We start from the raw sequence: 22,473 nt of genomic DNA on the forward strand, positions 1-22,473 counted from the left end.
GTGGAGTGACAGCTCTAACTGTACTGATCGTGCATCGATTGCAGGGCCAAAAAAACCCGGCGCCTTTTACAGGGGCCGGGTTTTCCAGTGACGCAGCCCTCAGCGGGCGGCGCCGAGCTGGCCTTTTTCGTCGGAGAACACAATTTCAACGCGACGGTTCTGTGCCCGGCCACGCTCGGAAGCGTTGACGTCCACCGGGTATTCATCACCGTAGCCTTCGACCTGGATACGCTTTTCGTCGATCCCCAGGTCCACCAGCACATCCGCGACCGCTTGCGCGCGGTCACGAGACAGCTTGAGGTTTTCCTGCTTGCCGCCGGTGCTGTCGGTGTACCCCTCGATACGCACCACGCGCTTGGGGTTGAGCTGCAAGAACTGCACGATCTTGAGCACGACCCGGTTGGCCGAGTTCTTCAGTTCCGCTTCGCCGGTGTCGAACAGCACGTCACCAAGGGTCATCACCAAGCCGCGATCGGTTTGTGTGGTCGCCATCGCCATGATCTGTTCTTCGAGCCATTTGCCCTGCTGCTGCACACTCAACAACTTGGATTCACGCAAGGCCAATTGCAGTCGCTGACGCTCCAGTTCGAGCTTCGCCGCACGCTCTTCGTTGAGTATCTGGTTGCTGTGCTCCCGGGCGATCGCACTGTAGCGCTGGCTCAGGTAGGCGTAATGCTGCACATCTTCGCCGCTGCCCCAGTAGCTGGACAAACGATCGGCACGGGCCAGGGATTCGCCAGCGCGGATTACGTCCCGGGGGGCGGCACGCAGGACGTTGGCGTCCTCCTTGACCTTCTGAAAGTCGGTGCTGGCCTGCTCGAGCGCCGCTTCGCTGCGCTGGCCGGCGCAGCCATACAAGCTGGCAAGGCCAGCAAGGACCAGACCGCCCAATACGTGGGAGTGCTTCATTGGGCATCCTCCCGCAACTGTTTGCGCAAGCGCTTGATGCGGGTGTCGAGCACGTTCAGTTGCTCCTGGCTCTTGAGGGTCAGCACCTTCGCTTCGGCCAGGCGGGCGTCGAGTTCGGCCTGTTCGGCCCGCATGCGCGCCTTCTTGTAGGATTCGTCGGCCATGTTGGATTTGGCGCGGGCGAACTTTTCTTCAGCCAGTTTCAATTCGGGCACTTCGTCGGCAGTGGCGCCAACGGCCCGGGCTTGCTTCAGTGCCTGTTCGGTCAGGCGGATCTGTTCATTCGGCGCCGGATCGGCTGCGCAGCCCGCCAGAGCCAGAACGGCCAGGGCAGCGAAAAGAGGTCGAATAGTCACTAATGTTCCCTACTGTTTTGGGGCACTGACAGGTGGCTGCAACTGTGTTCTCCAGCGCTCGAGATTGCGCTGCAACACAGCCTCCGTCAGACCGGACGCGGCCAATTCTGTCATCTTTTGCGCCAGCTGTCCGCGTAACCATGGGTCATTGCAGGCGGAGTTATGAGAGATCGCGAGAAACAACCCCGGTTTGTCCACCGGTTGCGGTGCGGCTTGCAGGTCGTTGGCCATTCCCAGTGTCTGCGCCATTGCCAGGCCCGAGTAGCGCCCCGCCAGGACATATTCCACCTCGCCCAGCAGCAATTTCTGAAAGGCCTGGGTCAGGTTGGGCGTGCGCACCAGGGACAATTGCTGCTCGGCAAAGACGCCGAATCCCTGGGTCATTGAGGCCTTTTCCGACAAGACCCCGGGATGACCGTGAAGGTCCCCGGGCTGATTGATGACCAGCGTCGAGTCGTTGCGGGTCCAGACCAGGTAATCGTTTTCGAGCAAGGGCGGATGAACGTAGTCCAGCACTTCCAGCCCGATAGCGGACAGCGGCGCGTCGGTGAGCAGGTCCATGCGTCCGCTGCGCACTTCGTCCAACGCCTGGGCGCGCTTGCCGGCATACAGCAGTTCGATCTTGATCCCCAGTTCTTGCGCGACCTGCGCCAGCAGGTCGGCACCGGCGCCAATCAAATGCTTGGGGTCCTGAGGGTCTTGCCAGAGATAGGGCGGCGCATCCGGGCTGCCGGTGGCGACCAGTCGTTCACATTTGCCGGCGGCGGCGACAGACAGGCCTGGCACGAGCGCCAACGCCCACAGCAACGACCAGCCAGCCAAACGGCGCAGATCCATGGCAATACGCTCCTCTGATGCGGAAATAAAAAGCCCGGCCAAAGGGCCGGGCTCTTTATAAGTGAAGACGCCGGATTAGACCAGCTTCTCCAGCTCAGGGATGGCTTCGAACAAGTCCGCGACCAGGCCGTAGTCGGCCACTTGGAAGATCGGCGCTTCTTCGTCCTTGTTGATCGCAACGATCACTTTGGAGTCTTTCATGCCGGCCAAGTGCTGGATCGCGCCGGAGATACCGACGGCGATGTACAGCTGTGGCGCAACGATCTTGCCGGTCTGGCCGACCTGCATGTCGTTGGGCACGAAACCGGCGTCGACCGCGGCGCGGGAAGCACCGACGGCAGCGCCAAGCTTGTCGGCCAGGGCGTACAGGTGCTTGAAGTTGTCGCCGTTCTGCATGCCACGCCCGCCCGAAACGACGATCTTGGCAGCGGTCAGTTCCGGACGATCGGACTTGGCCAGTTCTTCGCCGACGAAGCTGGAAATGCCGGCGTCGTGGGCAGCGCCTACCGCTTCAACGGCAGCCGAGCCACCTTCGGCGGCAACCGGGTCGAAACCGGTGGCGCGAACGGTGATGACCTTGACCGCAGCGTTCGATTGCACGGTGGCGATGGCGTTGCCGGCGTAGATCGGACGCTTGAAGGTGTCGGCGCTTTCTACCGAGATGATTTCGGAGATCTGGTCGACGTCCAGTGCAGCGGCCACGCGCGGCAGGATGTTTTTGCCGTTGGAAGTGGCGGCAGCCAGGATGTGGCTGTAACCCTTGCCCAGCTCGGCGACGAGCGGAGCAACGTTTTCCGGCAACTGATGCGCGTAGGCGGCGTTGTCGGCCGACAGTACTTTTGCCACGCCAGCGATTTTCGCAGCGGCTTCGGCCACGGAGCCAGCGCCCTGCCCAGCCACCAGGACGTGGACATCGCCACCGATTTTGGCAGCGGCAGCAACGGTGTTCAGCGTGGCCGGAGCCAGCGCCTTGTTATCGTGTTCGGCGATTACGAGGATAGTCATGATCAGATCACCTTCGCTTCGTTTTTCAGTTTCTCGACCAGTTCAGCCACCGACTTGACCTTGATGCCCGCGCTGCGTGCAGCCGGCGCTTCGACCTTGAGGGTCTTGTTGGTGGAGGCGGTGGAAACGCCCAAAGCGTCAGGCGTCAGCACTTCAAGCGGCTTCTTCTTGGCTTTCATGATGTTTGGCAGCGACGCATAGCGCGGCTCGTTCAAACGCAGGTCGGTGGTGACGATGGCCGGCAGTTTCAGGGAAACGGTCTGCGCGCCGCCGTCGATCTCGCGGGTCACGGCAACGCTGTCACCGGACACTTCGACTTTGGACGCGAAGGTGCCCTGACCGTAGCCGCTCAAAGCAGCGAGCATCTGGCCGGTCTGGTTGTTGTCGCTGTCGATGGCTTGTTTGCCGAGGATCACCAGCGATGGCTGTTCCTTGTCGACAACGGCCTTGAGCAGCTTGGCCACGGCCAGCGAGGTCAGGTCTTCGGCGGATTCGACGAGGATGGCGCGATCGGCACCCAGTGCCAGCGCGGTGCGCAGTTGTTCCTGGGCGGTGGTCGGGCCGATGGAGACGACGACGATCTCAGTCGCCACGCCCTTTTCTTTCAGGCGTACGGCTTCTTCTACGGCGATTTCGCAGAAAGGGTTCATCGACATCTTGACGTTGGCGAGGTCGACGCCGGAGTTGTCCGCCTTGACGCGAACCTTGACGTTATAGTCGACCACTCGTTTGACAGCTACAAGAACCTTCATGGATTCCTCGTTACTCTCCGGTGAAAAAAAGTCGCCTAGGCGAACCTGGCGGTTGATGCTCATGGGCGCAAGGGCACCTCTAAAAACGCCGGCATGAACCACACATGACCCAGCTCACGGGAGTGAAGACCATTCGTCAGTGATGACCGATGAGTCATTCATTATCGCGGCGTGTAAACTGCGCGTCGCAACCACGCAATACGTCACTTTGTGCTGCCTTCGCCCTGTCTTTAGAGGTGCTCTTGAAACCAACAGTCAGCCTACGGCGAGCGCAAAACCGCCCGTATCTTGACCGGAACGCCTATTCCGGTCAATACGGCAAAATGGTCAGTCATAAGCCGTACGTCAGTGATTTATCTGGGCTGCGGCAATTTCAAACAAACGTTTGTATTGGACCCTGAGAGTGGTGTAGATATAATGCGCCGCTTAAGAGAGACACGCGTTTCATCCATTGTCGCTTTCGTCGCTTTTCGCGAAGGAAACAACGGATGCAACGCCAAACCTCCAATTAGAAAAAACTGTGAGCCTTGAGTAGGAGATAGCCCTGTGGAACGCGAATACATGGAATTCGACGTGGTCATCGTCGGTGCCGGCCCCGCTGGCCTGTCTGCCGCTTGCCGACTGAAACAGAAGGCCGCCGAAGCCGGTAAGGAAATCAGCGTCTGCGTGGTCGAAAAAGGCTCCGAGGTCGGTGCGCACATCCTCTCCGGTGCGGTGTTCGAACCCCGCGCCCTGAACGAATTGTTCCCGGACTGGAAAGAACTCGGCGCCCCGTTGAACACGCCGGTCGTGCGCGATGACATTTATGTCCTGAGAAACGCCGAGGCCGCGAGCAAAATCCCTGACTTCTTTGTGCCCAAGACCATGCACAACGAAGGCAACTATATTATTTCCCTGGGCAACCTGTGCCGCTGGCTGGCCCAGCAGGCCGAGAACCTGGGCGTGGAAATCTACCCGGGCTTCGCCGCCCAGGAAGCGCTGTTCGACGAGAACGGCGTGGTGCGCGGGATCATCACCGGCGACCTGGGTGTCGACCGCGAAGGCAATCCGAAGGAAGGCCTCTACACCCCTGGCATGGAACTGCGTGGCAAGTACACGCTGTTCGCCGAAGGCTGCCGTGGCCACATCGGCAAGCAACTGATCAAGCGCTTCAATCTGGACAGCGAAGCTGATGCCCAGCACTACGGCATCGGCCTGAAGGAAATCTGGGAAATCGACCCGGCCAAGCACCAACCAGGCCTGGTGGTGCACACTGCCGGCTGGCCGCTGGACATCATGGGCACCGAGAACACCGGTGGCTCCTTCCTTTATCACCTGGAAAACAATCAGGTGGTGGTTGGTCTGATCGTCGACCTGTCCTACAGCAACACGTTCCTGTCGCCGTTCGACGAGTTCCAGCGCCTCAAGCATCACCCGGTGCTCAAGCAGTACCTGGAAGGTGGCAAGCGCGTCAGCTATGGCGCCCGTGCCATCTGCAAGGGCGGCCTGAACTCGCTGCCGAAAATGGTCTTCAAGGGCGGCGCGCTGATCGGTTGCGACCTCGGCACCCTGAACTTCGCCAAGATCAAGGGCAGCCACACCGCCATGAAGTCCGGCATGCTTGCCGCCGAGGCCGTGGCCGATCGCCTGTTCGCCGAGTCCGAAGGCGGTGATGAACTGACCGCCTACGTCAACAGCTTCAAGAGCAGTTGGCTGTATGAAGAACTGTTCGCCAGCCGCAACTTCGGCCCGGCGATCCACAAATACGGCGCGATCATTGGTGGCGGCTTCAACTGGTTCGACCAGAACATCCTTGGCGGCAAAATGCCGTTCACCCTGCACGACACCAAGCCCGACTACGCCTGCCTCAAGCTGGCGGCCGATTGCAAGAAAATCGACTACCCGAAACCGGACGGCAAGATCAGCTTCGACAAACTCAGCTCGGTGTTCATCTCCGGTACCAACCACGAAGAAGAACAGCCCTGCCACCTGAAGCTGACCGACCCGAGTATTCCGATCAGCAAGAACCTGCCGTTGTACGACGAACCGGCACAGCGCTACTGCCCAGCCGGCGTGTACGAAGTGGTGACCAAGGAAGACGGTGAGAAGCGCTTCCAGATCAACGCCCAGAACTGCGTGCACTGCAAGACCTGTGACATCAAGGACCCTGCGCAGAACATCACCTGGGTATCGCCGGAAGGCGCTGGCGGACCGACTTACCCGAACATGTAAGCCGTTGCGCTGAACATCAAGGCTCCCGTAATGGGGGCCTTTTTGTTGCCCGCCACCCAAGGAACACTGCAGTCCGAATGTGGGAGCGAGCTTGCTCGCGATAGCGGTTTATCATTCAATACAGATGTCGGCCGACACACCGCTATCGCGAGCAAGCTCCCTCCCACAGGGTAACATCACTGGATCACGCGGCGCGCTCTTCCCCGGGGTTGCGTTCGAAGTAGCGCTTGTACTCCCGACTGAACTGCGATGAGCTCTGATACCCCACCTGGTGCGCGACCTGGGCCACGCCCATGCCCTCGGTGAGCAGCAGTCGCTGGGCCTTGAGCAGGCGCAAACGCTTGAGGTACTGCACTGGCGACAGCAACGTGCTGCGCTTGAAATGCTCATGGAAGGTCGAGGCGCTCATGTTCGCGCAACTGGCCAAGGTCTCGACGTTCAGCGGCTCAGTGAAGTGCGCATGCAAATGGCTCAGGGCCGCGGCAATCCGGGCGAATTGGCCTTGCTGCTCCACCAGAGCCCGCAGCACATCGGCCTGGGGCCCGCGCAACGCAACGAACAGCAACTCCCGCAGCCGCGCCTGGCCCATGACCTGGCATTCCAGTGGGTCGTGCAAGCAACGCAACAAGCGTTCGACGCACCCACGCATGGCGTCATCGAGCACGGCGCAGGTCATCGATTCCGGCGTCTGCGGCGCCAGGCTCCGTCCCGGCACCAGCCCCATGGCCAGCACCAGTTCCCCCAACATCGCCCGATCGATCGCAACGGAAACCCCAAGCAGCGGAGCATTGGGCATGGCGTAGGTTTCGCATTCGAACGGCACCGGCAAGGCCTGGATCAGATAATGCCCAGCGCCATATTCCAATGTCCGCGGCCCCAGGTACGCCAGTTTGCTGCCTTGGGCGATGATCACCAGGCTCGGCTCGTAAAGCTGCGGACCACGGGCGACGTCCTGGCTGGCGCGCAGCGCTTGCACGCCGGGCAGTCGCGTAGGGACGAATCCGTCGCGGGTCGCCAGGGGTTCTATCAATGAAACCAGCGTGGCGTTGGCATCGAGATGGCGGGTCAACAACATGGGCGAAAACTTCACGAAAAAAGGGATGAAACCATCATCGCAGGTCTAACGCCACAGAGGATCAAATCCTGGCCAAGACCGGAGGATTAGGCATGACAGGCGGAGGAATCGCCATCGCCGACTTTCGCCAGGACTCCCAAAATGGAACCCTCACCGTTCATAGCTTAGCGAGGTTCATCATGTACACAGCCATCGGATATGCCGCCCAATCGGCCACCACTCCCCTCGCCCCCATGACGTTCGAGCGTCGCAGCCCGCGAGCCGACGATGTGGCGATCGATATTCTCTACTGCGGCGTCTGCCATTCCGACATCCACCAGGCCCGCAATGAATGGGGCATCGCCGTTTACCCGCTGATGCCCGGCCATGAAATCATCGGCAAAGTCACCGCCGTCGGTGCGAATGTCACCCGCTATAAAGCAGGCGATTTGGTCGGTGTGGGCTGCATGGTCGACTCTTGCCGCGAGTGCGAAGCGTGCCGCGCTGACCTGGAGCAATACTGTTTCGAAGGCATGACCCAGACCTACGCCAGCCCGGACCGCGTGAGTGGCGGCCACACCATGGGCGGTTACTCCAACAGCATCGTGGTCAGCGAGCACTTTGTGCTGCGCATTCCGGCAGCACTCGACCCGGCCAGCGCCGCACCACTTCTCTGCGCAGGCATCACCACCTACTCGCCCCTCAAGCACTATGGCGTGAAGGCTGGCGACAAGGTTGGCGTGCTGGGCATGGGCGGCCTGGGCCACATGGGCATCAAGTTCGCCAAGGCCATGGGCGCAGAAGTCACGTTGTTCACCCGCTCGGCGAGCAAGGCCGAAGAAGCACGTCGCCAGGGCGCGGACCATGTGATCGTGTCCACCGACGCCGAACAGATGGCCGCCGCAGCCGGACGATTCCACTTCCTGCTGGACACCATTCCGGTGCAGCACGACCTCAATCCCTACCTCGACACGCTGCGTTTCGACGGCGTGCACATCATCGTGGGTCTGGTCGAGCCGATCGATCCGCCGGTACACGCGGCAAAACTGATCATGGGTCGCCGCGTCCTGGCCGGCTCGCTGATCGGCGGTGTCGCAGAAACCCAAGAGGTGCTGGACTTCTGCGCCGAACACAACATCAGCTGCGACATTGAAATGCTCGACATCCGCCAGATCAACGAGGCCTACAGCCGCATGATCGCCGGGGATGTGAAGTACCGCTTCGTCATCGACATGGCCACGCTCAAGGCCTGACGCTCGTCAAACCTTGGCGCCCAACTCCGCCGACAGCCGGGCTGTGACCCCTTTGACCAGGGGAATCAGCTCGGCCATCTTTTCCAGCGGCATGTACGGCACGGTGCTGGCGATGCTGATACCGGCAACAATGCGCTTGCCGGCGTCACGGATCGGCGCCGCCACACAGCGAATCGACGGTTCGTTGTCTTCCAGGTCGAAGGCATAGCCCCCCGCCACATACTCCACCATCCGTTGCTGGAACTGTTCCCAGGATTGTTCCTGATGCTGAGGCCAGAACTGATTCTTCCCACCGGCTGGCAGGCTGATTTCATACAGCCGCTTCCATTGTTCCTGCGAGTCATCGAGCATCAGCGCCTTGCCGATCCCGGTGCGCGCCAACGGCATGCGATGGCCTACGCGCGAGCGCATTTCCGGGCCGTTGCGCCCCGGGTTCTTCAGCAGGTACAAGACTTCGTCACCTTCACGAATCGCCAAGTGCACGGTGTCCCCGGTGAGCGCCGACAGCTCGTCCAGGTACGGCCCCGCCAGGCTCACCAGTGGCAACTCTTCCCGGGCCTGAAAGCCCAGCTCGATCAATTTCGGCCCCAGCAGGTAGCCCACTTGCGGCACCACGCGCAGGTAACGTTCGTCCACCAGGCAACTGGCCAGGCGATGGGTGGTGCTGCGGGTGGTGCCGATCAGCCGGGCGATTTCCTTCAAGTCACGGGCGCCGCTGGCGACCGCCTGGACCACCCCCAGGCCACGCAACAATGTCTGCGTGCCCGTAGGTGCGGCGTCCTTGGTGATTTTTGGATCGTCTTGCTGCATAGCCGGCCTTCAACAGTGAGCGGGGAACGGGCGGCATTATGGTCGCCCGCCCCGTCGGACTACAACTCGATGCGCTCGACCTTCCCGACCAGCAGGATGTAGGACAGCGCGCCAGCCAGTGCCAGGACAGAGATATAGGTGATGGCCGGGGCAAACGAATCGCCGCTGGCGAGAAAGCCAATGACGATCGGCGTGGCGATGGCCGCCAGGTTGCCGATGAAGTTGAACACCCCACCGGTCAACCCGAGCAGTCGCGCCGGCGCCAGTGTGGAGACCAGCGACCAGGTGATCGACGCCAGGCCATTGCCGAAGAACGCCAAGGCCAGGAAGGCAATCACCAACGGAGTCGACTCGACGAAGTTGGCGCCGATGATCGAGGTCGAGATCAGCAACCCGCCAATGATCGGCAGCTTGCGTGCAAACCCCACGGTGGCGCCGCGGCGAATCAGCCAGTCGGAGAAGAACCCGGAGCACAGCACGCCGACAAACGCCGCGAGAAATGGCAGGGACGCCAGTAGGCCGGACTTGATGAAGTCCATGCCGCGATATTTCACCAGGTAGGTCGGGAACCACGTCAGGAAAAACCACAGCGTGGAGTTGAGGCAGAACTGCCCCAGGTAAATGCCCCACAACTTGCGTTGGGTCAGGACAATCCCCAGGTCGGTCCAGCTGAATTTGGCTTTGACCTTGGCGGTATCGGCCTGGATATCCACCAGCCCGCCGCCTTCGCGGATCAGTTCGATTTCGGCGGCGTTGGCCCCTTTGAAATCCCGCGGCTCGCGATACACCGCGTACCAGATCGCCGCCCAGAGAATGCCCACCGCGCCCGTGGCGACAAACACCATGTGCCAACCGAAGGCGTGTTGCAGCCAGGCTAATACCGGAGTCAGGAAGGCCAGCCCGACAAATTGCCCGGAGGTATAGAAACCGATGGCCGTGGCCCGCTCGCGCTCAGGAAACCAGGTGGTGACCACGCGGCTGTTGATCGGATAAGCCGGCGCTTCCAGGGCACCGACCGCCATGCGCAGCACGAACAGCGCGATGAAACTGGCGGCAAAACCCAGCATTACCGTGGCCACCGACCACAACAGCAACGCCACGCTATACAGAATGCGCGGCGGCACCCGGTCCACCAGCCAGCCACCGGGGATCTGCATGGCGGCATAGGTCCAGCCGAACGCCGAGAAAATCAGCCCGACGTGGATCGGATCGATGCCCAGGTCACTGGTCAATGCGGGGGCGGCGATCGAGAGGTTGCTGCGGTCCAGGTAATTGATCACCACGGTGATGAACAGCAGGACCATGATGAAAAAACGCTTGCGGCTGGGCGTCACCAACGACGCCTGCGCGCTCAGGGTGTGCGCTTGCATGTGAGGTGCCTCTTTTTATGTTTATTGAGGAAACGGGCGCATTGGAGAAGATCTTCCTGCTTGCGAAGATCCAACTGTGGGAGCGAGCTTGCTCGCGATGACGGTGTGTCAGCTGGCGCATGTGTCACTGACACATTGCCATCGCGAGCAAGCTCGCTCCCACAGGGTCAGGCGTGACTCACCACTCGGCAAAACTGCCATCGGCATGACGCCAGATCGGGTTGCGCCAGCGGTGGCCGATGGCCGCGCGTTCGATGACGTATTCCTCGTTGATCTCAATGCCCAGGCCCGGGCCATTGGGGATTTTCACGAAGCCCTTGTCGTAGTCGAACACCTGCGGATCCTTGATGTAATCCAGCAGGTCGTTGCTCTCGTTGTAGTGGATACCCAGGCTCTGTTCCTGAATGAACGCGTTGTAGCAGACCGCGTCCAGTTGCAGGCACGCCGCCAGGGCGATGGGTCCCAGTGGGCAATGCAATGCCAGCGCCACGTCATAGGCCTCGGCCATGTTGGCGATCTTGCGGGTTTCGGTGATGCCGCCGGCGTGGGACGCATCCGGCTGGATGATGTCCACGTAGCCTTCGCTGAGTACACGCTTGAAGTCCCAGCGCGAGAACAAGCGCTCGCCCAGGGCAATCGGGGTGCTGGTCAGCGGCGCCAATTCCTTGAGGGCTTCGTAGTTTTCGCTGAGCACCGGCTCTTCGATGAACATCAGCTTGTAGGGGTCGAGTTCCTTCATCAGTACCTTGGCCATCGGCTTGTGCACCCGGCCGTGGAAGTCCACGCCAATGCCGACGTTCGGCCCCACCGCGTCCCGCACCGCCGCGACGTTGGCCAGGGCCAGGTCGACTTTTTCAAAGGTGTCGAGAAACTGCAGCTCTTCGGTGCCGTTCATCTTCACAGCGGTAAAGCCCCGCGCCACGGCTTCTTTCGCCGCGCGAGCGGTGTCCGCCGGCCGGTCGCCGCCGATCCACGAATACACACGGATCTTGTCGCGCACTTGGCCGCCCAGCAGGTCGCTGACCGACACGCCCAGGGCCTTGCCCTTGATGTCCCACAACGCTTGGTCGATGCCGGCCAGGGCGCTCATGTGAATGGCCCCGCCGCGGTAGAAGCCGCCACGATAGAGCACGGTCCAGATGTCTTCGATATTGCGTGGGTCTTTGCCGATCAGGTAGTCGGACAATTCCTCGACAGCCGCCGCCACCGTGTGGGCACGGCCTTCGACCACGGGCTCGCCCCAACCGGTCACGCCCTCGTCGGTCTCGACCTTGAGGAAGCACCAGCGTGGCGGAACGATAAACGTGGTCAGCTTGGTGATTTTCATCTTGTTGTCTCTCTTGTCAGATGCAGCGCACGGGCGCTGGAAAAGTCTTCAGTTCAAGGCGTTCCATGCGGCCACGTAGGCCTTGGCGCGCACCGCCACTTCATCCGCTGTCAGGCCCGGCTTGAACAGCCCGGAACCGAGGCCGAAACCCTTGACGCCGGCTTCGAGGAACACCGCCATGTTGTCCGGCGTAATCCCGCCCACCGGCACCAGCACGGTCCCGGCCGGCAGTACCGCAAGCCAGGCCTTGACCACCGCCGGGCCCATTTGCTCGGCGGGGAACATCTTCAGTACATGGGCGCCTTCGGCCAGTGCGGCAAAGGCTTCGGTGGGCGTGGCGACGCCTGGCGACAGGTACAAGCCCGCCGCTTTCGCCGCGCGCAGCACCTTCGGATCACTGTGGGGCATGACGATCACTTGGCCGCCAGCGGCTTTCACCTGCTCGACCTGTTCCGGTGTGAGCACGGTACCGGCACCGATCAGACAATCGGCGGGCAAGGTACTGCGCAGGATGCGGATGCTTTCGTACGGCTCGGGGGAATTGAGCGGCACTTCGATGACGCGAAATCCGGCGCTGTACAGGACTTCGCCGATGGCTGCCGCCTCTTCGGGACGCAGACCACGCAGGATCGCGATCAACCCGTTGTGCGCCAGTGCTTGTGTGAGCATGTCAGACCTCCAGTCAGGTTCAGGGGGCGGTGGAATCGAGCAACCCGGCCGCTACGGCCAGTTGCCACAAACCGCGTTCGGTGGCCTGTTCGGCCAGGACCACCCGGGCGAAGCCGCAGGCGTCGAGGGCCCGTTGATAACGGACACAGAGTTGGGAGTTGCCGATCAGCACCACCGTCGGCAGATGCAGGCTGTCGCGTCGCCGACGCTGCACCTCGGCCAGCGCCGTCAGCTCATGGCCGATCAGCAGGCCCGAGAGGTAATCGGCCTGGGCGCTGGCCTCCAGTTCGCCGGTCAAGCCCAGGCTGCGGGCGCTGAACACCGTGGACAAGGGCCCGATCTGGCCGTCCACCGACAACGCCACCTGCACGCCACGATCAAAGGCCACGCCATCGAAGGTCGTACTCCGTTGCTGGGTGCGACCGAGAATGCTGTGGTCACTGAGCACGGCGAAGATCTCGCCGGTCATGAAGGTGTCGAAATGCACGATGCAGCCATCGGCCACTTCCACCCATTTCGAATGACTGCCAGGCAAGCCGATCAGCACCGCTTCGTCCGGCAGGCTGTGCAAGGCGCCAAGCACCTGGGTTTCTTCACCGCGCATGACATTGGGCAAGCGTGAACGCTGAATCACGCCGGGCACGATGTGCACATCGACACCGCGAAGGCTGCGAACGGTTTGTAGGGAATGTCCGAGATTGGCGACGTTGGCGGGTGTGTCGCAGTAAGGCGCTTCGCGCCAGCCCTGGGCACTGCCGACCATGCCGCAGGCAATCACAGGCAAGCCAGGCTGTGCATCGAGCCAGTCACCGCAGGCCTCGTCGAAAGCCAATTCGAAACCGTCGATGCACACCTGGCCGGCCACGGTTCGCGGCCCGGAAGGCAACTGCATGATCCCCGATGACAGCGAGCGCTGCTCGAGCACCTCGCCACCGGCTGCGAGTTTGTAAGCCCGTAATGAGGTGGTCCCCCAATCGAGCGCGATCAATTGCGCCTGCATCCGCTTCACCTGTTCTGTTTTTTGGCAGTGAGTGGAACGGACTATAAACCTGGGCGAAACAAAATCTCAATATATAAATATCACTCCCACATATTGGGATATCGCAAGCCAACCACAAAGCCAATCGCCATCCGCCCAAGACCCTGCTACGTTTCTGAGCGGACGCTAAACAACTCAGGGAAAAAGTGATGGGACAACAGTTGAAAATCCTCGGCCGCACTTCCTCGATCAATGTCAGAAAAGTGTTGTGGACCTGCCAGGAATTGGAAATCGCCTACGAGCGCGAAGACTGGGGCATTGGCTTTTCTTCGACCCAAGATCCGGATTTCCTGGCCTTGAATCCCAATGCCCAGGTGCCGGTGATCATTGATGAGAACGGTGTGCTCTGGGAGTCGAACACCATTTGCCGCTACCTGGTGGGCAAGCATGGGCGCAGCGACCTGCTGCCTGTCGAGCCTGCCGCCCGGGCGCGTATTGAACAGTGGATGGATTGGCAAGCCACAGAGCTCAACCCCTCATGGGGCTACGCATTCCACGCCCTGGTGCGCAAGAATCCGGACTTCCAGGACCCGCAGCGCATCGCCGCCGGCGTCAAAGGCTGGAACGAGAAGATGGGTTTGCTGGAGCAGCAATTGAACCGCACCGGCGCCTACGTGGCCGGTACGGCGTTTTCCCTTGCGGATGTGCTCATCGGCCTGTCGGTGCACCGCTGGCGCCAGGCGCCCATGGAGCGTCCCGACTATCCGGCCGTGGCCGCCTACTGCAAACGCCTCGAACAGCGACCTGGGTTTGCCGAGTACGCGTCCACCGCGCACTCATGAAAGGCTCAGTTGCCGTTAGCGAAATCCCGTAGCACCTTGCCGTCCATTCGGTAGCGCACCCACTCTTCCTGGGGTTGCGCGCCGAGGGATTTGTAGAACTCGATGGCCGGCGTGTTCCAGTCCAGCACGCTCCATTCGAAGCGACCGCAATCGTTGTCACAGGCGACTTTCGCCAGATGGCGCAGCAAGGTTTTGCCCGCCCCGCCGCCGCGCTGTTCGGGCGTGATGTACAGGTCTTCGAGGTACAGGCAATTGCTGCCCAGCCAGGTGGAGTAACTGAAGAAAAACACCGCGAAGCCAATCGGCACGCCATCACGCAGGCAGATCAACCCATGGGCGGTTGCGCCTTCGCTGAACAGGCTGCGCTCGATGTCCGCCACACTGGCGATGACTTCGTGGCGGGCTTTTTCGTAATCGGCAAGCTCAGTGATGAAGGCAAGGATTTGAGGCGCATCGCTGGGTTGCGCAGGACGGATCTCGATGGACATGAACAGGCCTTGTAGCCAATTGAAAGCGCCATACTAAGCCGCCACGGAGCGCTCGTCACATATCGATCCAACTATTTGATCGCGGCGCACATCTCCTTCAGAAGCGCCATTCGTCGCGCCCGAGGCACCAACCCAAATCCAGCGAGGCCCAAGATCAGGTAAGCATTCTGAAAAATGGAGGCGACACCCATGATCACTTCAAGGCTGACCGCATTCACCTTCGCCGCGCTGCTGTCCTCGGTGGCCTTCGCGGCTTCGACCTCCGGCACTGGGCCGACCGATCCGGTGCAGGCGCCCAACTCTCCCGCAACCGAAGGCCTGCCCAAGCTGAACACCGACGGCACCGGCGGCGGTAGCCTGAACAATGGCCAGCCACCCGCCACCGGCACCGATCCGCGTGTGCAGGGTAATGACACGGGTCGTCAGGGCGGCATGAATACACCGGACTCGACAGCACCTGATAACGCCGAGACCGGGGTGGGCTCGAAAACCACGACCGGTGGTTCGGGCTCCGAAGGTGGCGCCGCCAGCCAATAGCCTCTGCTCAGACATTTGAGGAGGAACTACCCATGCCTCGTGGAAGCAAAGACAAATACACCGCCGAACAAAAGCGCAAGGCCGCACACATTGAAAAAAGCTACGAGAAAAAAGGTGTGTCCGAGAACGAAGCCGAGGCACGGGCCTGGGCGACCGTGAACAAACAGTCCGGTGGTGGCGAACGCTCCGGTGGTTCAGGCAAGGAAAAACCGGCAACGGCCAAGAAAACCGACCGCAAGGAATCGGCCCGCCGCGCTGCCAAGACCCGCGAAGGTCACCCGCGCACCAGCAAAACCTCCCATGCGACCCAGACAGTGGACAGCTTGATGAAGGAGGCCCGGGCGAAAAACATTCCCGGGCGCTCGAAGATGCGTAAGCAGGAGTTGGTGGAGGCGTTGCGCAAGGCAGGGTGATTATCGGCGTCTGGGAGGACGCCTGCTCGCGATAGCGGTGGGTCAGCTAGGGAAGTGTTGGATGTGCCGACGCCTTCGCGAGCAAGCTCGCTCCCACAGTGGGGTCTGCGCTGTGCCGAAGCTCTGACGCCTGGCACAAAAACCTGTGGGAGCGAGCTTGCTCGCGAAAGCGGTCGGCCCGGTTGCTGCAGAGTTCAGCGTTGTTTCAAGCGGTCGATCACCACCGCCAGCAGCAGGATCGAGCCGCGGATGACGTATTGGTAGAAGGTGTCGATGTTCTTCAGGTTCATCGCGTTTTCGATGATCGCCAAAATCAGCACGCCGGCGATGACGTGGCGAATCATGCCGATACCACCGCTCAACGACACCCCACCCAGCACGCAAGCCGAGATCACGGTCAGCTCGAAGCCCTGGCCGATCATCGGTTGGCCCGAGGTCATGCGCGATGCCAGGATCACCCCGGCCAGGGCACCGATGACGCCATGCACGGCGAAGATGATGATCTTGGTGCGATCAACGTTCACCCCCGCCAACAACGCCGCTTCCTGGTTGCCACCGATGGCCATGGTGTTGCGCCCGTAGGTGGTGTAATTCAGCAGCCAACCGAAAAACAGGAAGCAGGCGATGGTGATCAGGATCGGCACCGGCACGCCGAACAATTGGCCGTTGCCGAACACGAAGAACGACTCCTGGGACACACCCACCGCCTTGCCGTTGGCAAAGATGTAGGCCAGGCCACGGACGATCTGCATCGTCGCCAGGGTGGTGATCAACGCGTTGACCCGCAGCTTGGCGATGACGATGCCGTTGATCAGGCCGACGATCAGCCCCATCACCAGCGCCGCGCTGACGCCGAGGAACACGCTGTTGGTGTCGCGCATCACCACCGCCGCGACCACGCCGGCACAGGCGATCACCGAACCGACCGACAAGTCGAAGTGCCCGGACGCCAGGCAATACAACATGGTGCAGGCCGCGATGCCGGTGGTGGAAATCGCCAGGCCCAGGCCGCGCATGTTCAGCGGCGACAGGAAGTTGTCGATCATCAGGGTGCAGAGCACAAAGATGCCGATGGCCGCCAGCAGCATGACCCAGTCATCCAGGAAACGGCGCAGGTCCAGGGGTTTGCGTGCCGTTGGCAGTGCATTGTTTTGAATGGTCATGATTTACCTCTCAGTTCGCCGCGTCGGCAACGCGTTGGCGCGGCAGCGCCAGTTGCAGCAGGTTGGATTCGTTGGCCTGGTCACGCGGCAGCTCGCCGCGCATGGCCCCTTCGCAGAGCACCAGGATTCGGTCGGAAATGCCCATCACTTCCATCAGGTCGCTGGACACCACAATCACCGCGATACCGTCGGCCGCCAGGTTGTGGATAATCTGGTAGATCTCCGCCTTGGCGCCGATGTCGATGCCGCGAGTGGGCTCGTCCAGCAGCAGGACTTTCATCGGCATCGACAGCCAGCGACCGAGAATCGCCTTCTGCTGGTTGCCGCCGGACAGGTACATGATTTTCTGGCTGGCCGCCGGGGTCTTCACTTTCAGCGACTTGATCTGCTTGTCGGCATTGCCCCGCTCCCAGTCGCCACGCAACAGGCAGCCCAGCGCGGAATGAGCCGGGCGCGCGCTGATGTTGATGTTCTCGCCCACGCTGCCCAACGGGATGATGCCTTCCTTCTTGCGATCCTCGGGGCAGAGCAGCACGCCCGCGGCGATGGCATCCCTTGGTGAACGCAGTTTCAGTTCCTTGCCGTGCAGGACGAGACTGCCCTCGCGCTGGCGCTCCAGGCCACTGAGCAAGCGAAAAAGCTCGGTACGACCGGCGCCGACCAGCCCGAACAAGCCGAGGATCTCGCCCTTGTGCACCTGAAAACTCACCGGTTCGCGCAAGCCCGGCCCCAGCAGGCCCTTCACTTGCAGCGCCACATCGCCGCGCTCCCGAGGACGGTAATCATAGATGTCCTGGATATCACGACCGACCATGCACGTGACGAGTTGATCATGGGTCAGCTCGCTCATGTTTTCGAAGGTCCGCACATAACGACCGTCCTTGAACACCGTCACCGCGTTACAGATGCGGAACACTTCTTCCATGCGGTGACTGACGTACAGCACCACTTTGCCCTCGTCTCGCAATCGGGTGATGATCGCCATCAAACGGTCGATTTCACGGGCCGACAGGCTACTGGTGGGTTCGTCGAAAGCAATGACGTGGGCGCCACGGGACAAGGCCTTGGCGATTTCCACCAATTGGCGCTGGCCGAGGGACAGGCGACCGACTTTTTCCTGCGGGTCGATTTCGTCGGCCAGGCCCTTGAGCAGCGTCAGCGCCTGCTGGCGCAGCACGCCACGATTGACCAGGCCGAAACGCGCCGGCAAATGGCCGAGAAACAGGTTTTCAGCGACGGTCATTTCCGGCACCAGGTGCAGCTCCTGGTGAATCACCGCCACACCACTGGCGATGCTGTCGGCAGTGCCTTTGAACGCCATCGTCTGCTCGCCGATCTGCAAGTCGCCGCTGCTCGGGATGTAGGCACCACCCAGGATCTTGAGCAGCGTGGACTTGCCGGCGCCGTTTTCACCCATCAAGGCATGGACCTGCCCCGGATGGGCAACGAAACTGATATTGGCCAGCGCCTGCACGCCAGGAAAGGACTTGCCGATCCCGTTGAATCGCAAGCTGCCGCCGATGTTGTGTTGCCGTGTCGCTGTTTGCGCTTGCATAACCACCTCGAACTTACAGAGATCAAGCGACCCCGCCACTCAAGTGAGCCAGGGCCGCTTTTGAATCAACCGGCCGTCAGTTCCACAGGCCGATCTTTTCCAGCTCTTGCTTGAAGTTCTCCCGGGTGATCAGCGTCACCTCGTCCATGGCGGTGTACTTCGGCGGCTCCTTGCCGGTGGTGATCCACTCGTACATCATTTCGGCGGTCTTGTAGCCTTCGATGTGCGGGCTTGGCAGCATCGAACCGAAGAAGCCGCTGTTGGGTTTTTTCAGCTCACCGATGGCGTCGGTGCCGTTGATGCCGATGCCGATCACATTGGCCGCCTTGAACCCGGCGGCTTCGGTGGCGCGCACGCCGCCCAGCACGGTGTTGTCATTCATGCCGCCGATGATCAGGTTCTTCGCAGCGCTTGGCAGCTTCACCAACGCCGAGTTGGTGGAATCCATGCTGCCGGGTACGTCGAGGGTCTTGAGCGCGGAATAAAGGATGTGGTCTTCCGGCATCCCGGCCTTCTTCAGGGCATCGACCGAACCGTCGGTGCGCTTCTTGCCGGTGTCCAGTTCGTTGAAGGTGTTGATCACCGCGTAGGTGTCTTTCCACTCCCAGTTGCGCTTTTTCGCTTCAGCGGCCATGGCGGCGCCCTGCTTCTGGCCCACCTCGAACGCGGCCATGCCCAGGTACGGCACGTCTTCCATGAACTTGCCGCTGGCGTCGACGAAACGGTCGTCCACGGCAATCACCTTGAGATCGTTGAGCTTGGCCTTGGCCATGATGGCCGGGCCGAGGGACACGTCCGGCGGGCAGATCACGAAGCCCTTGGCCCCGTTGGCGGCCAGGCTGTCGATGGCCGAGAGGGTTTTCTCGCCGTCGGGCACGGCGATCTTGATCAATTCGAAGCCTTTGTCCTTGGCCGCCTTCTCGGCAAACGCCCATTCGGTCTGGAACCAAGGCTCCTCGGCCTGCTTGACCAGGAAACCAATTTTTACCGCATCGGCCGCCAGCAAGTGGCTGCTGAGGCTGACCGCGGTAACCGCCAGGGCGGCGCGACACAGGGAACGGATCCCACGACGATGTTTCATAGTTGACTCCTTGTTTTTTTTATTGAAAGCCAAACGTCCAGGTTTCTGCTCCACCGTCGGTGGAAATGCGCAGGCTGGGCGGTTACATCAAGTTGCTACACAGCATAGGCCTGAATAGTCATATCGTATGATGATTGGATTACAGGCGAAGTTTCCCACTGCAATCCAGGAATATTCAGTCGTGGTACATGACCGAACGTCCCCCATCGATGGTGATGCATGAGGCATTGATAAACGGTGCTTCGTCACTGGCCAGGAACACGGCCGTCATTGCCACTTCGATCGGTTGCCCGACGCGCCGTGGCGGATGCAGATCCAGCGCACGCTGGCGTTCGGCATGGGGATCGGCAAAGCCGTTCCAGTAGTCGACGTTCAGTTGGGTTTCGATGTAACCCGGGGCGATGGCGTTGACGCGTACCCCTTTGGGCGCGTATTCGATGCCCAGGGCGCGAGTCAGGCCGAGCAGGCCATGCTTGGCCACCGGGTAAGGGAAACAGCCGGGAATGATGTGGGACGAATGAACGGAGGCAATGTTGATGATGCTGCCCACGCCCTGCTCGATCATCTGTGGCAACACTGCCTTGCACCCGTACCAGGCGCCGTCCAGATCGATGGCGAAGCAGCGACGCCAGTCCTCTTCGGTCATTTCCAGCGGGTCACGGAAGACATTGACGCCAGCGCAGTTGACCAACACATCGATGCGACCGTGCAGCTCGACGGCGCGCCGGGCCATGGCCTGCAAGTCCTGCTGCTTCGACACATCGACCTGCAGCGCTTGCACGTCGGCCCCGCGTTCACGCCAATGGGCGGCCACCGCCTCAACCTTCTGCGCCTGGATATCACTGATCACCAACCGGGCCTGTTGCGACGCGAACGCCGCGACGATGGCCTCGCCAATGCCTTGGGCGGCACCGGTCAACAGCACGACCTTGTCTTTCAGGCGCTCGCCCTTCGGTGGCTCCGGCACGGAGGGCAAGACCAAGGGCTCAGCCATGGTTCAAGACTCCTGTGCGCGGGCACGACAAAAACCGGGCATCCACGGATGACCGGCGCAAAGGCGCTTGAAAGAACAGTGGCCGGCGCACGCCGCCGGGGCGTACGGGGAAAGATCGTTGCATCACTTCACCTGTTTTGTTTTTTTAGTGTGAGTGCGTATTGCCGATGGAGCCGACTATAAACCCGGCCGCCAAATAATCTCAATATATATATTTACATCCCATATTTTGGGATTCAACCTGCAAACCTTGTACACGCCACGCCCGGCACGTCGACACGCATCGACAGCACGGCACCGTCCAGCGGATGACCCAATGGGCTTGCCGCGCTGGTGATGTACAACGTCTTGAGGTCTTCACCGCCGAACACACAACTGGTCGGGCGGCTGACGGGCAGTTCGATCACCCGATCGACCTGGCCGTCGGGGTTCAGCCGCAACAGGCAACTGCCGTCCCAACGGGCGTTCCAGATATAGCCCCGGGCATCCATCGCCGAACCATCCGGGCCGCCACGGGGATGGGGGCCGAACCAGACTTCGGCAGGCGCCAGGTTGCCCTCAGGGTAGATAAAGTGCCGATACAACGTGCCATCCAGGCTCTCGCCGAAATACACCGTGGTGCCATCGGGGCTCCAGAGCAACGTGTTCGGAATGCCCAGCCCGCGCAACAAGGGCATGACCCGGCCATCACCACCGACACGAAACAGCCCGCCGGAGCGCCGCTCGATCGGTAAATCCTCGCCTTCGTCACCGATGTTGTTCTGCATGGTGCCGAGCCAGAGTTGACCCAGGCCGTCGCAACGGGCCTCATTAGGACGATTGCCTGGCTGGGGATCGGCCATGCACAGCAGTGTCAGGCGCGGTTCCAGGCCCGGAGAATCGAGATCGAGGCGGTAGACCCCACTGCTCAGGGTCACCAAGGCGTCGCCACTCTGGGTCGGAATGAAAGCGGACACATGCTCGGGCATCTGCCAGATCTGTACGTTGGCGCCGATCAGCCGCAGTGCCTGCTTGCCGGCGATATCGACCCAATACAACGCCTGGGTCGGCTCGTCCCAGAAGGGCCCCTCGCCCAACTTCGCCCGGTGTTCCGTCACAGCCGTCCACTTCATTGAAACCTCCCGTTCCCGGCTTGCCCGGCAGCGTCTGTTCGACCGGCCATGACATTGGGGTAAAAGCGTTTGATGGCCAGATCAGCGTTATCGATCAGGGTCATGCAGGCCCAGACGCCACGGGCCGCGTCACGGGCGGCGATGGCGTCGGCGATGTCCTTGTGGATGGGCAAGGTTCGGCGCAGTTCATCCGGGTCGGCCGCCGATACTTCGAACGACACCGCCAGCAGCGCACCGAGGGCCGGGACCATTTGCTCGATGAACTGATTATGGCTGGCAGCGAGGATGCACTCATGGAAAAACTGGTCGGCACGGTTGTAATCGGCGCCGCTGTCCACGGCGCGCTCCAGCGCATGGTAGGCCAGGCGGATCGCCTGCACCTGATCGGCCGTGGCCCGCTCGCAGGCCCAGCGCACCGCCATCGGCTCGATGGTGCGACGCAGGTCCAGCAAGTCATCGACAAAGTTTTCCGGCAGGCCGCTGCGTGACAGCCAGCCAACCACTTGGGGGTCGAACAGGTTCCAGCGTCGTACCGGCAACACCCGCGTGCCGACTTTCGGCCCGACTTCCAGCATGCCTTTGGCCACCAGGGTCTTGATCGCCTCGCGAATCACCGTGCGACTGACGCCCAGTTGCTCGCCCAAGTCCGCTTCGACCTTGATGGTTTGCCCAGGCTTGACCTGGCCGGCGGCGATCCAGCCCCCCAGCCAATCGACGGTCGATGCATGAAAACTGCTGGACATGAAAACCCCGCGG

At 61.4% G+C, this 22,473-nt stretch carries 23 protein-coding genes; 5 read left to right on the top strand and 18 right to left on the bottom strand.

Annotated features, from left to right (window positions below):
* Positions 1–99 precede the first annotated feature (99 nt).
* The 5 genes from Q7F16_RS27705 to Q7F16_RS27725 form a co-directional block, all read right to left on the bottom strand.
* Positions 100–909: an OmpA family protein gene (locus tag Q7F16_RS27705; RefSeq protein WP_046063706.1), complete on the bottom strand. Its 810-nt coding sequence runs from the start codon at positions 907–909 to the stop codon at positions 100–102.
* A complete protein-coding gene (locus Q7F16_RS27710; protein ID WP_079304929.1) occupies positions 906–1,265 on the bottom strand; it encodes a DUF4398 domain-containing protein in 360 nt (119 codons plus the stop codon). The genes Q7F16_RS27705 and Q7F16_RS27710 overlap by 4 nt, the downstream gene beginning before the upstream one ends.
* A 9-nt stretch (positions 1,266–1,274) precedes the next feature.
* Positions 1,275–2,102 carry a substrate-binding periplasmic protein gene (locus Q7F16_RS27715; RefSeq protein ID WP_409557109.1) on the bottom strand — a complete coding sequence of 276 codons (828 nt, stop codon included), beginning with the start codon at positions 2,100–2,102 and terminating at the stop codon, positions 1,275–1,277.
* Between the two features lie 75 nt (positions 2,103–2,177).
* Positions 2,178–3,107 carry an electron transfer flavoprotein subunit alpha/FixB family protein gene (locus tag Q7F16_RS27720; protein ID WP_409557110.1) on the bottom strand — a complete coding sequence of 310 codons (930 nt, stop codon included), beginning with the start codon at positions 3,105–3,107 and terminating at the stop codon, positions 2,178–2,180.
* Between the two features lie 2 nt (positions 3,108–3,109).
* The gene (locus Q7F16_RS27725; protein ID WP_014339477.1) at positions 3,110–3,859 is read right to left on the bottom strand and encodes an electron transfer flavoprotein subunit beta/FixA family protein; all 750 of its coding nucleotides are present in this window, start codon (positions 3,857–3,859) and stop codon (positions 3,110–3,112) included.
* 546 nt (positions 3,860–4,405) lie between these two features.
* Between Q7F16_RS27725 and Q7F16_RS27730 the strand changes: the two genes are divergently transcribed.
* A complete protein-coding gene (locus Q7F16_RS27730) occupies positions 4,406–6,070 on the top strand; it encodes an electron transfer flavoprotein-ubiquinone oxidoreductase (RefSeq protein WP_409557111.1) in 1,665 nt (554 codons plus the stop codon).
* A gap of 184 nt (positions 6,071–6,254) precedes the next feature.
* On the opposite strand, the gene Q7F16_RS27735 is transcribed toward Q7F16_RS27730, so the two are convergent.
* A complete protein-coding gene (locus Q7F16_RS27735; RefSeq protein WP_014339479.1) occupies positions 6,255–7,145 on the bottom strand; it encodes an AraC family transcriptional regulator in 891 nt (296 codons plus the stop codon).
* A 179-nt stretch (positions 7,146–7,324) separates the two neighbouring features.
* Here Q7F16_RS27735 and Q7F16_RS27740 point away from each other — a divergent pair, with 179 nt between their 5' ends.
* Positions 7,325–8,377, top strand: coding sequence for an NAD(P)-dependent alcohol dehydrogenase (locus Q7F16_RS27740; RefSeq protein WP_046063702.1), 1,053 nt, complete (start codon positions 7,325–7,327; stop codon positions 8,375–8,377).
* 6 nt (positions 8,378–8,383) lie between these two features.
* On the opposite strand, the gene Q7F16_RS27745 is transcribed toward Q7F16_RS27740, so the two are convergent.
* From Q7F16_RS27745 to Q7F16_RS27765, 5 genes are all read right to left on the bottom strand, one after another.
* Positions 8,384–9,187, bottom strand: coding sequence for an IclR family transcriptional regulator (locus Q7F16_RS27745; protein WP_013693986.1), 804 nt, complete (start codon positions 9,185–9,187; stop codon positions 8,384–8,386).
* Positions 9,188–9,246: 59 nt separating this feature from the next.
* On the bottom strand, positions 9,247–10,557 hold the full coding sequence (locus Q7F16_RS27750; RefSeq protein WP_024616933.1) for an MFS transporter: 1,311 nt from the start codon (positions 10,555–10,557) through the stop codon (positions 9,247–9,249).
* A 178-nt stretch (positions 10,558–10,735) separates the two neighbouring features.
* Positions 10,736–11,884 carry a galactonate dehydratase gene (gene dgoD / locus Q7F16_RS27755; RefSeq protein ID WP_003179439.1) on the bottom strand — a complete coding sequence of 383 codons (1,149 nt, stop codon included), beginning with the start codon at positions 11,882–11,884 and terminating at the stop codon, positions 10,736–10,738.
* 48 nt (positions 11,885–11,932) lie between these two features.
* Positions 11,933–12,553 (bottom strand): 2-dehydro-3-deoxy-6-phosphogalactonate aldolase, encoded by a 621-nt coding sequence (locus Q7F16_RS27760; protein WP_057452041.1) that lies wholly within the window; start codon positions 12,551–12,553, stop codon positions 11,933–11,935.
* A 19-nt stretch (positions 12,554–12,572) separates the two neighbouring features.
* Positions 12,573–13,553, bottom strand: coding sequence for a 2-dehydro-3-deoxygalactonokinase (locus tag Q7F16_RS27765; protein WP_409557112.1), 981 nt, complete (start codon positions 13,551–13,553; stop codon positions 12,573–12,575).
* A 188-nt stretch (positions 13,554–13,741) separates the two neighbouring features.
* Between Q7F16_RS27765 and Q7F16_RS27770 the strand changes: the two genes are divergently transcribed.
* A complete protein-coding gene (locus tag Q7F16_RS27770; protein ID WP_046063699.1) occupies positions 13,742–14,374 on the top strand; it encodes a glutathione S-transferase family protein in 633 nt (210 codons plus the stop codon).
* 5 nt (positions 14,375–14,379) lie between these two features.
* Here Q7F16_RS27770 and Q7F16_RS27775 read toward each other — a convergent pair whose 3' ends face one another.
* Positions 14,380–14,862, bottom strand: coding sequence for a GNAT family N-acetyltransferase (locus Q7F16_RS27775; RefSeq protein ID WP_079304915.1), 483 nt, complete (start codon positions 14,860–14,862; stop codon positions 14,380–14,382).
* 189 nt (positions 14,863–15,051) lie between these two features.
* Here Q7F16_RS27775 and Q7F16_RS27780 point away from each other — a divergent pair, with 189 nt between their 5' ends.
* Both Q7F16_RS27780 and Q7F16_RS27785 read left to right on the top strand, forming a co-directional pair.
* Positions 15,052–15,399, top strand: a complete 348-nt coding sequence (locus Q7F16_RS27780) for a hypothetical protein (protein ID WP_046063698.1) — start codon at positions 15,052–15,054, stop codon at positions 15,397–15,399.
* Between the two features lie 32 nt (positions 15,400–15,431).
* The gene (locus Q7F16_RS27785; RefSeq protein WP_409557113.1) at positions 15,432–15,812 is read left to right on the top strand and encodes a Rho termination factor N-terminal domain-containing protein; all 381 of its coding nucleotides are present in this window, start codon (positions 15,432–15,434) and stop codon (positions 15,810–15,812) included.
* 194 nt (positions 15,813–16,006) lie between these two features.
* Here Q7F16_RS27785 and araH read toward each other — a convergent pair whose 3' ends face one another.
* The 6 genes from araH to Q7F16_RS27815 form a co-directional block, all read right to left on the bottom strand.
* Positions 16,007–16,975, bottom strand: a complete 969-nt coding sequence (gene araH, locus Q7F16_RS27790; protein WP_003204223.1) for an L-arabinose ABC transporter permease AraH — start codon at positions 16,973–16,975, stop codon at positions 16,007–16,009.
* Between the two features lie 10 nt (positions 16,976–16,985).
* Positions 16,986–18,530 (bottom strand): L-arabinose ABC transporter ATP-binding protein AraG, encoded by a 1,545-nt coding sequence (araG, locus tag Q7F16_RS27795; RefSeq protein ID WP_014339488.1) that lies wholly within the window; start codon positions 18,528–18,530, stop codon positions 16,986–16,988.
* A gap of 76 nt (positions 18,531–18,606) precedes the next feature.
* A complete protein-coding gene (locus Q7F16_RS27800; protein WP_014339489.1) occupies positions 18,607–19,611 on the bottom strand; it encodes a substrate-binding domain-containing protein in 1,005 nt (334 codons plus the stop codon).
* 175 nt (positions 19,612–19,786) lie between these two features.
* Positions 19,787–20,605, bottom strand: coding sequence for an SDR family oxidoreductase (locus Q7F16_RS27805; RefSeq protein WP_046063694.1), 819 nt, complete (start codon positions 20,603–20,605; stop codon positions 19,787–19,789).
* A 236-nt stretch (positions 20,606–20,841) separates the two neighbouring features.
* On the bottom strand, positions 20,842–21,717 hold the full coding sequence (locus tag Q7F16_RS27810) for an SMP-30/gluconolactonase/LRE family protein (RefSeq protein WP_046063693.1): 876 nt from the start codon (positions 21,715–21,717) through the stop codon (positions 20,842–20,844).
* Positions 21,714–22,460, bottom strand: a complete 747-nt coding sequence (locus tag Q7F16_RS27815) for a FadR/GntR family transcriptional regulator (protein ID WP_003204233.1) — start codon at positions 22,458–22,460, stop codon at positions 21,714–21,716. Before Q7F16_RS27815 ends, Q7F16_RS27810 begins: the two co-directional genes overlap by 4 nt.
* Positions 22,461–22,473: the final 13 nt, after the last annotated feature.

The sequence above is a fragment of the Pseudomonas sp. Lb2C2 genome (assembly GCF_052112205.1).
GTDB lineage: Bacteria > Pseudomonadota > Gammaproteobacteria > Pseudomonadales > Pseudomonadaceae > Aquipseudomonas > Aquipseudomonas kilonensis.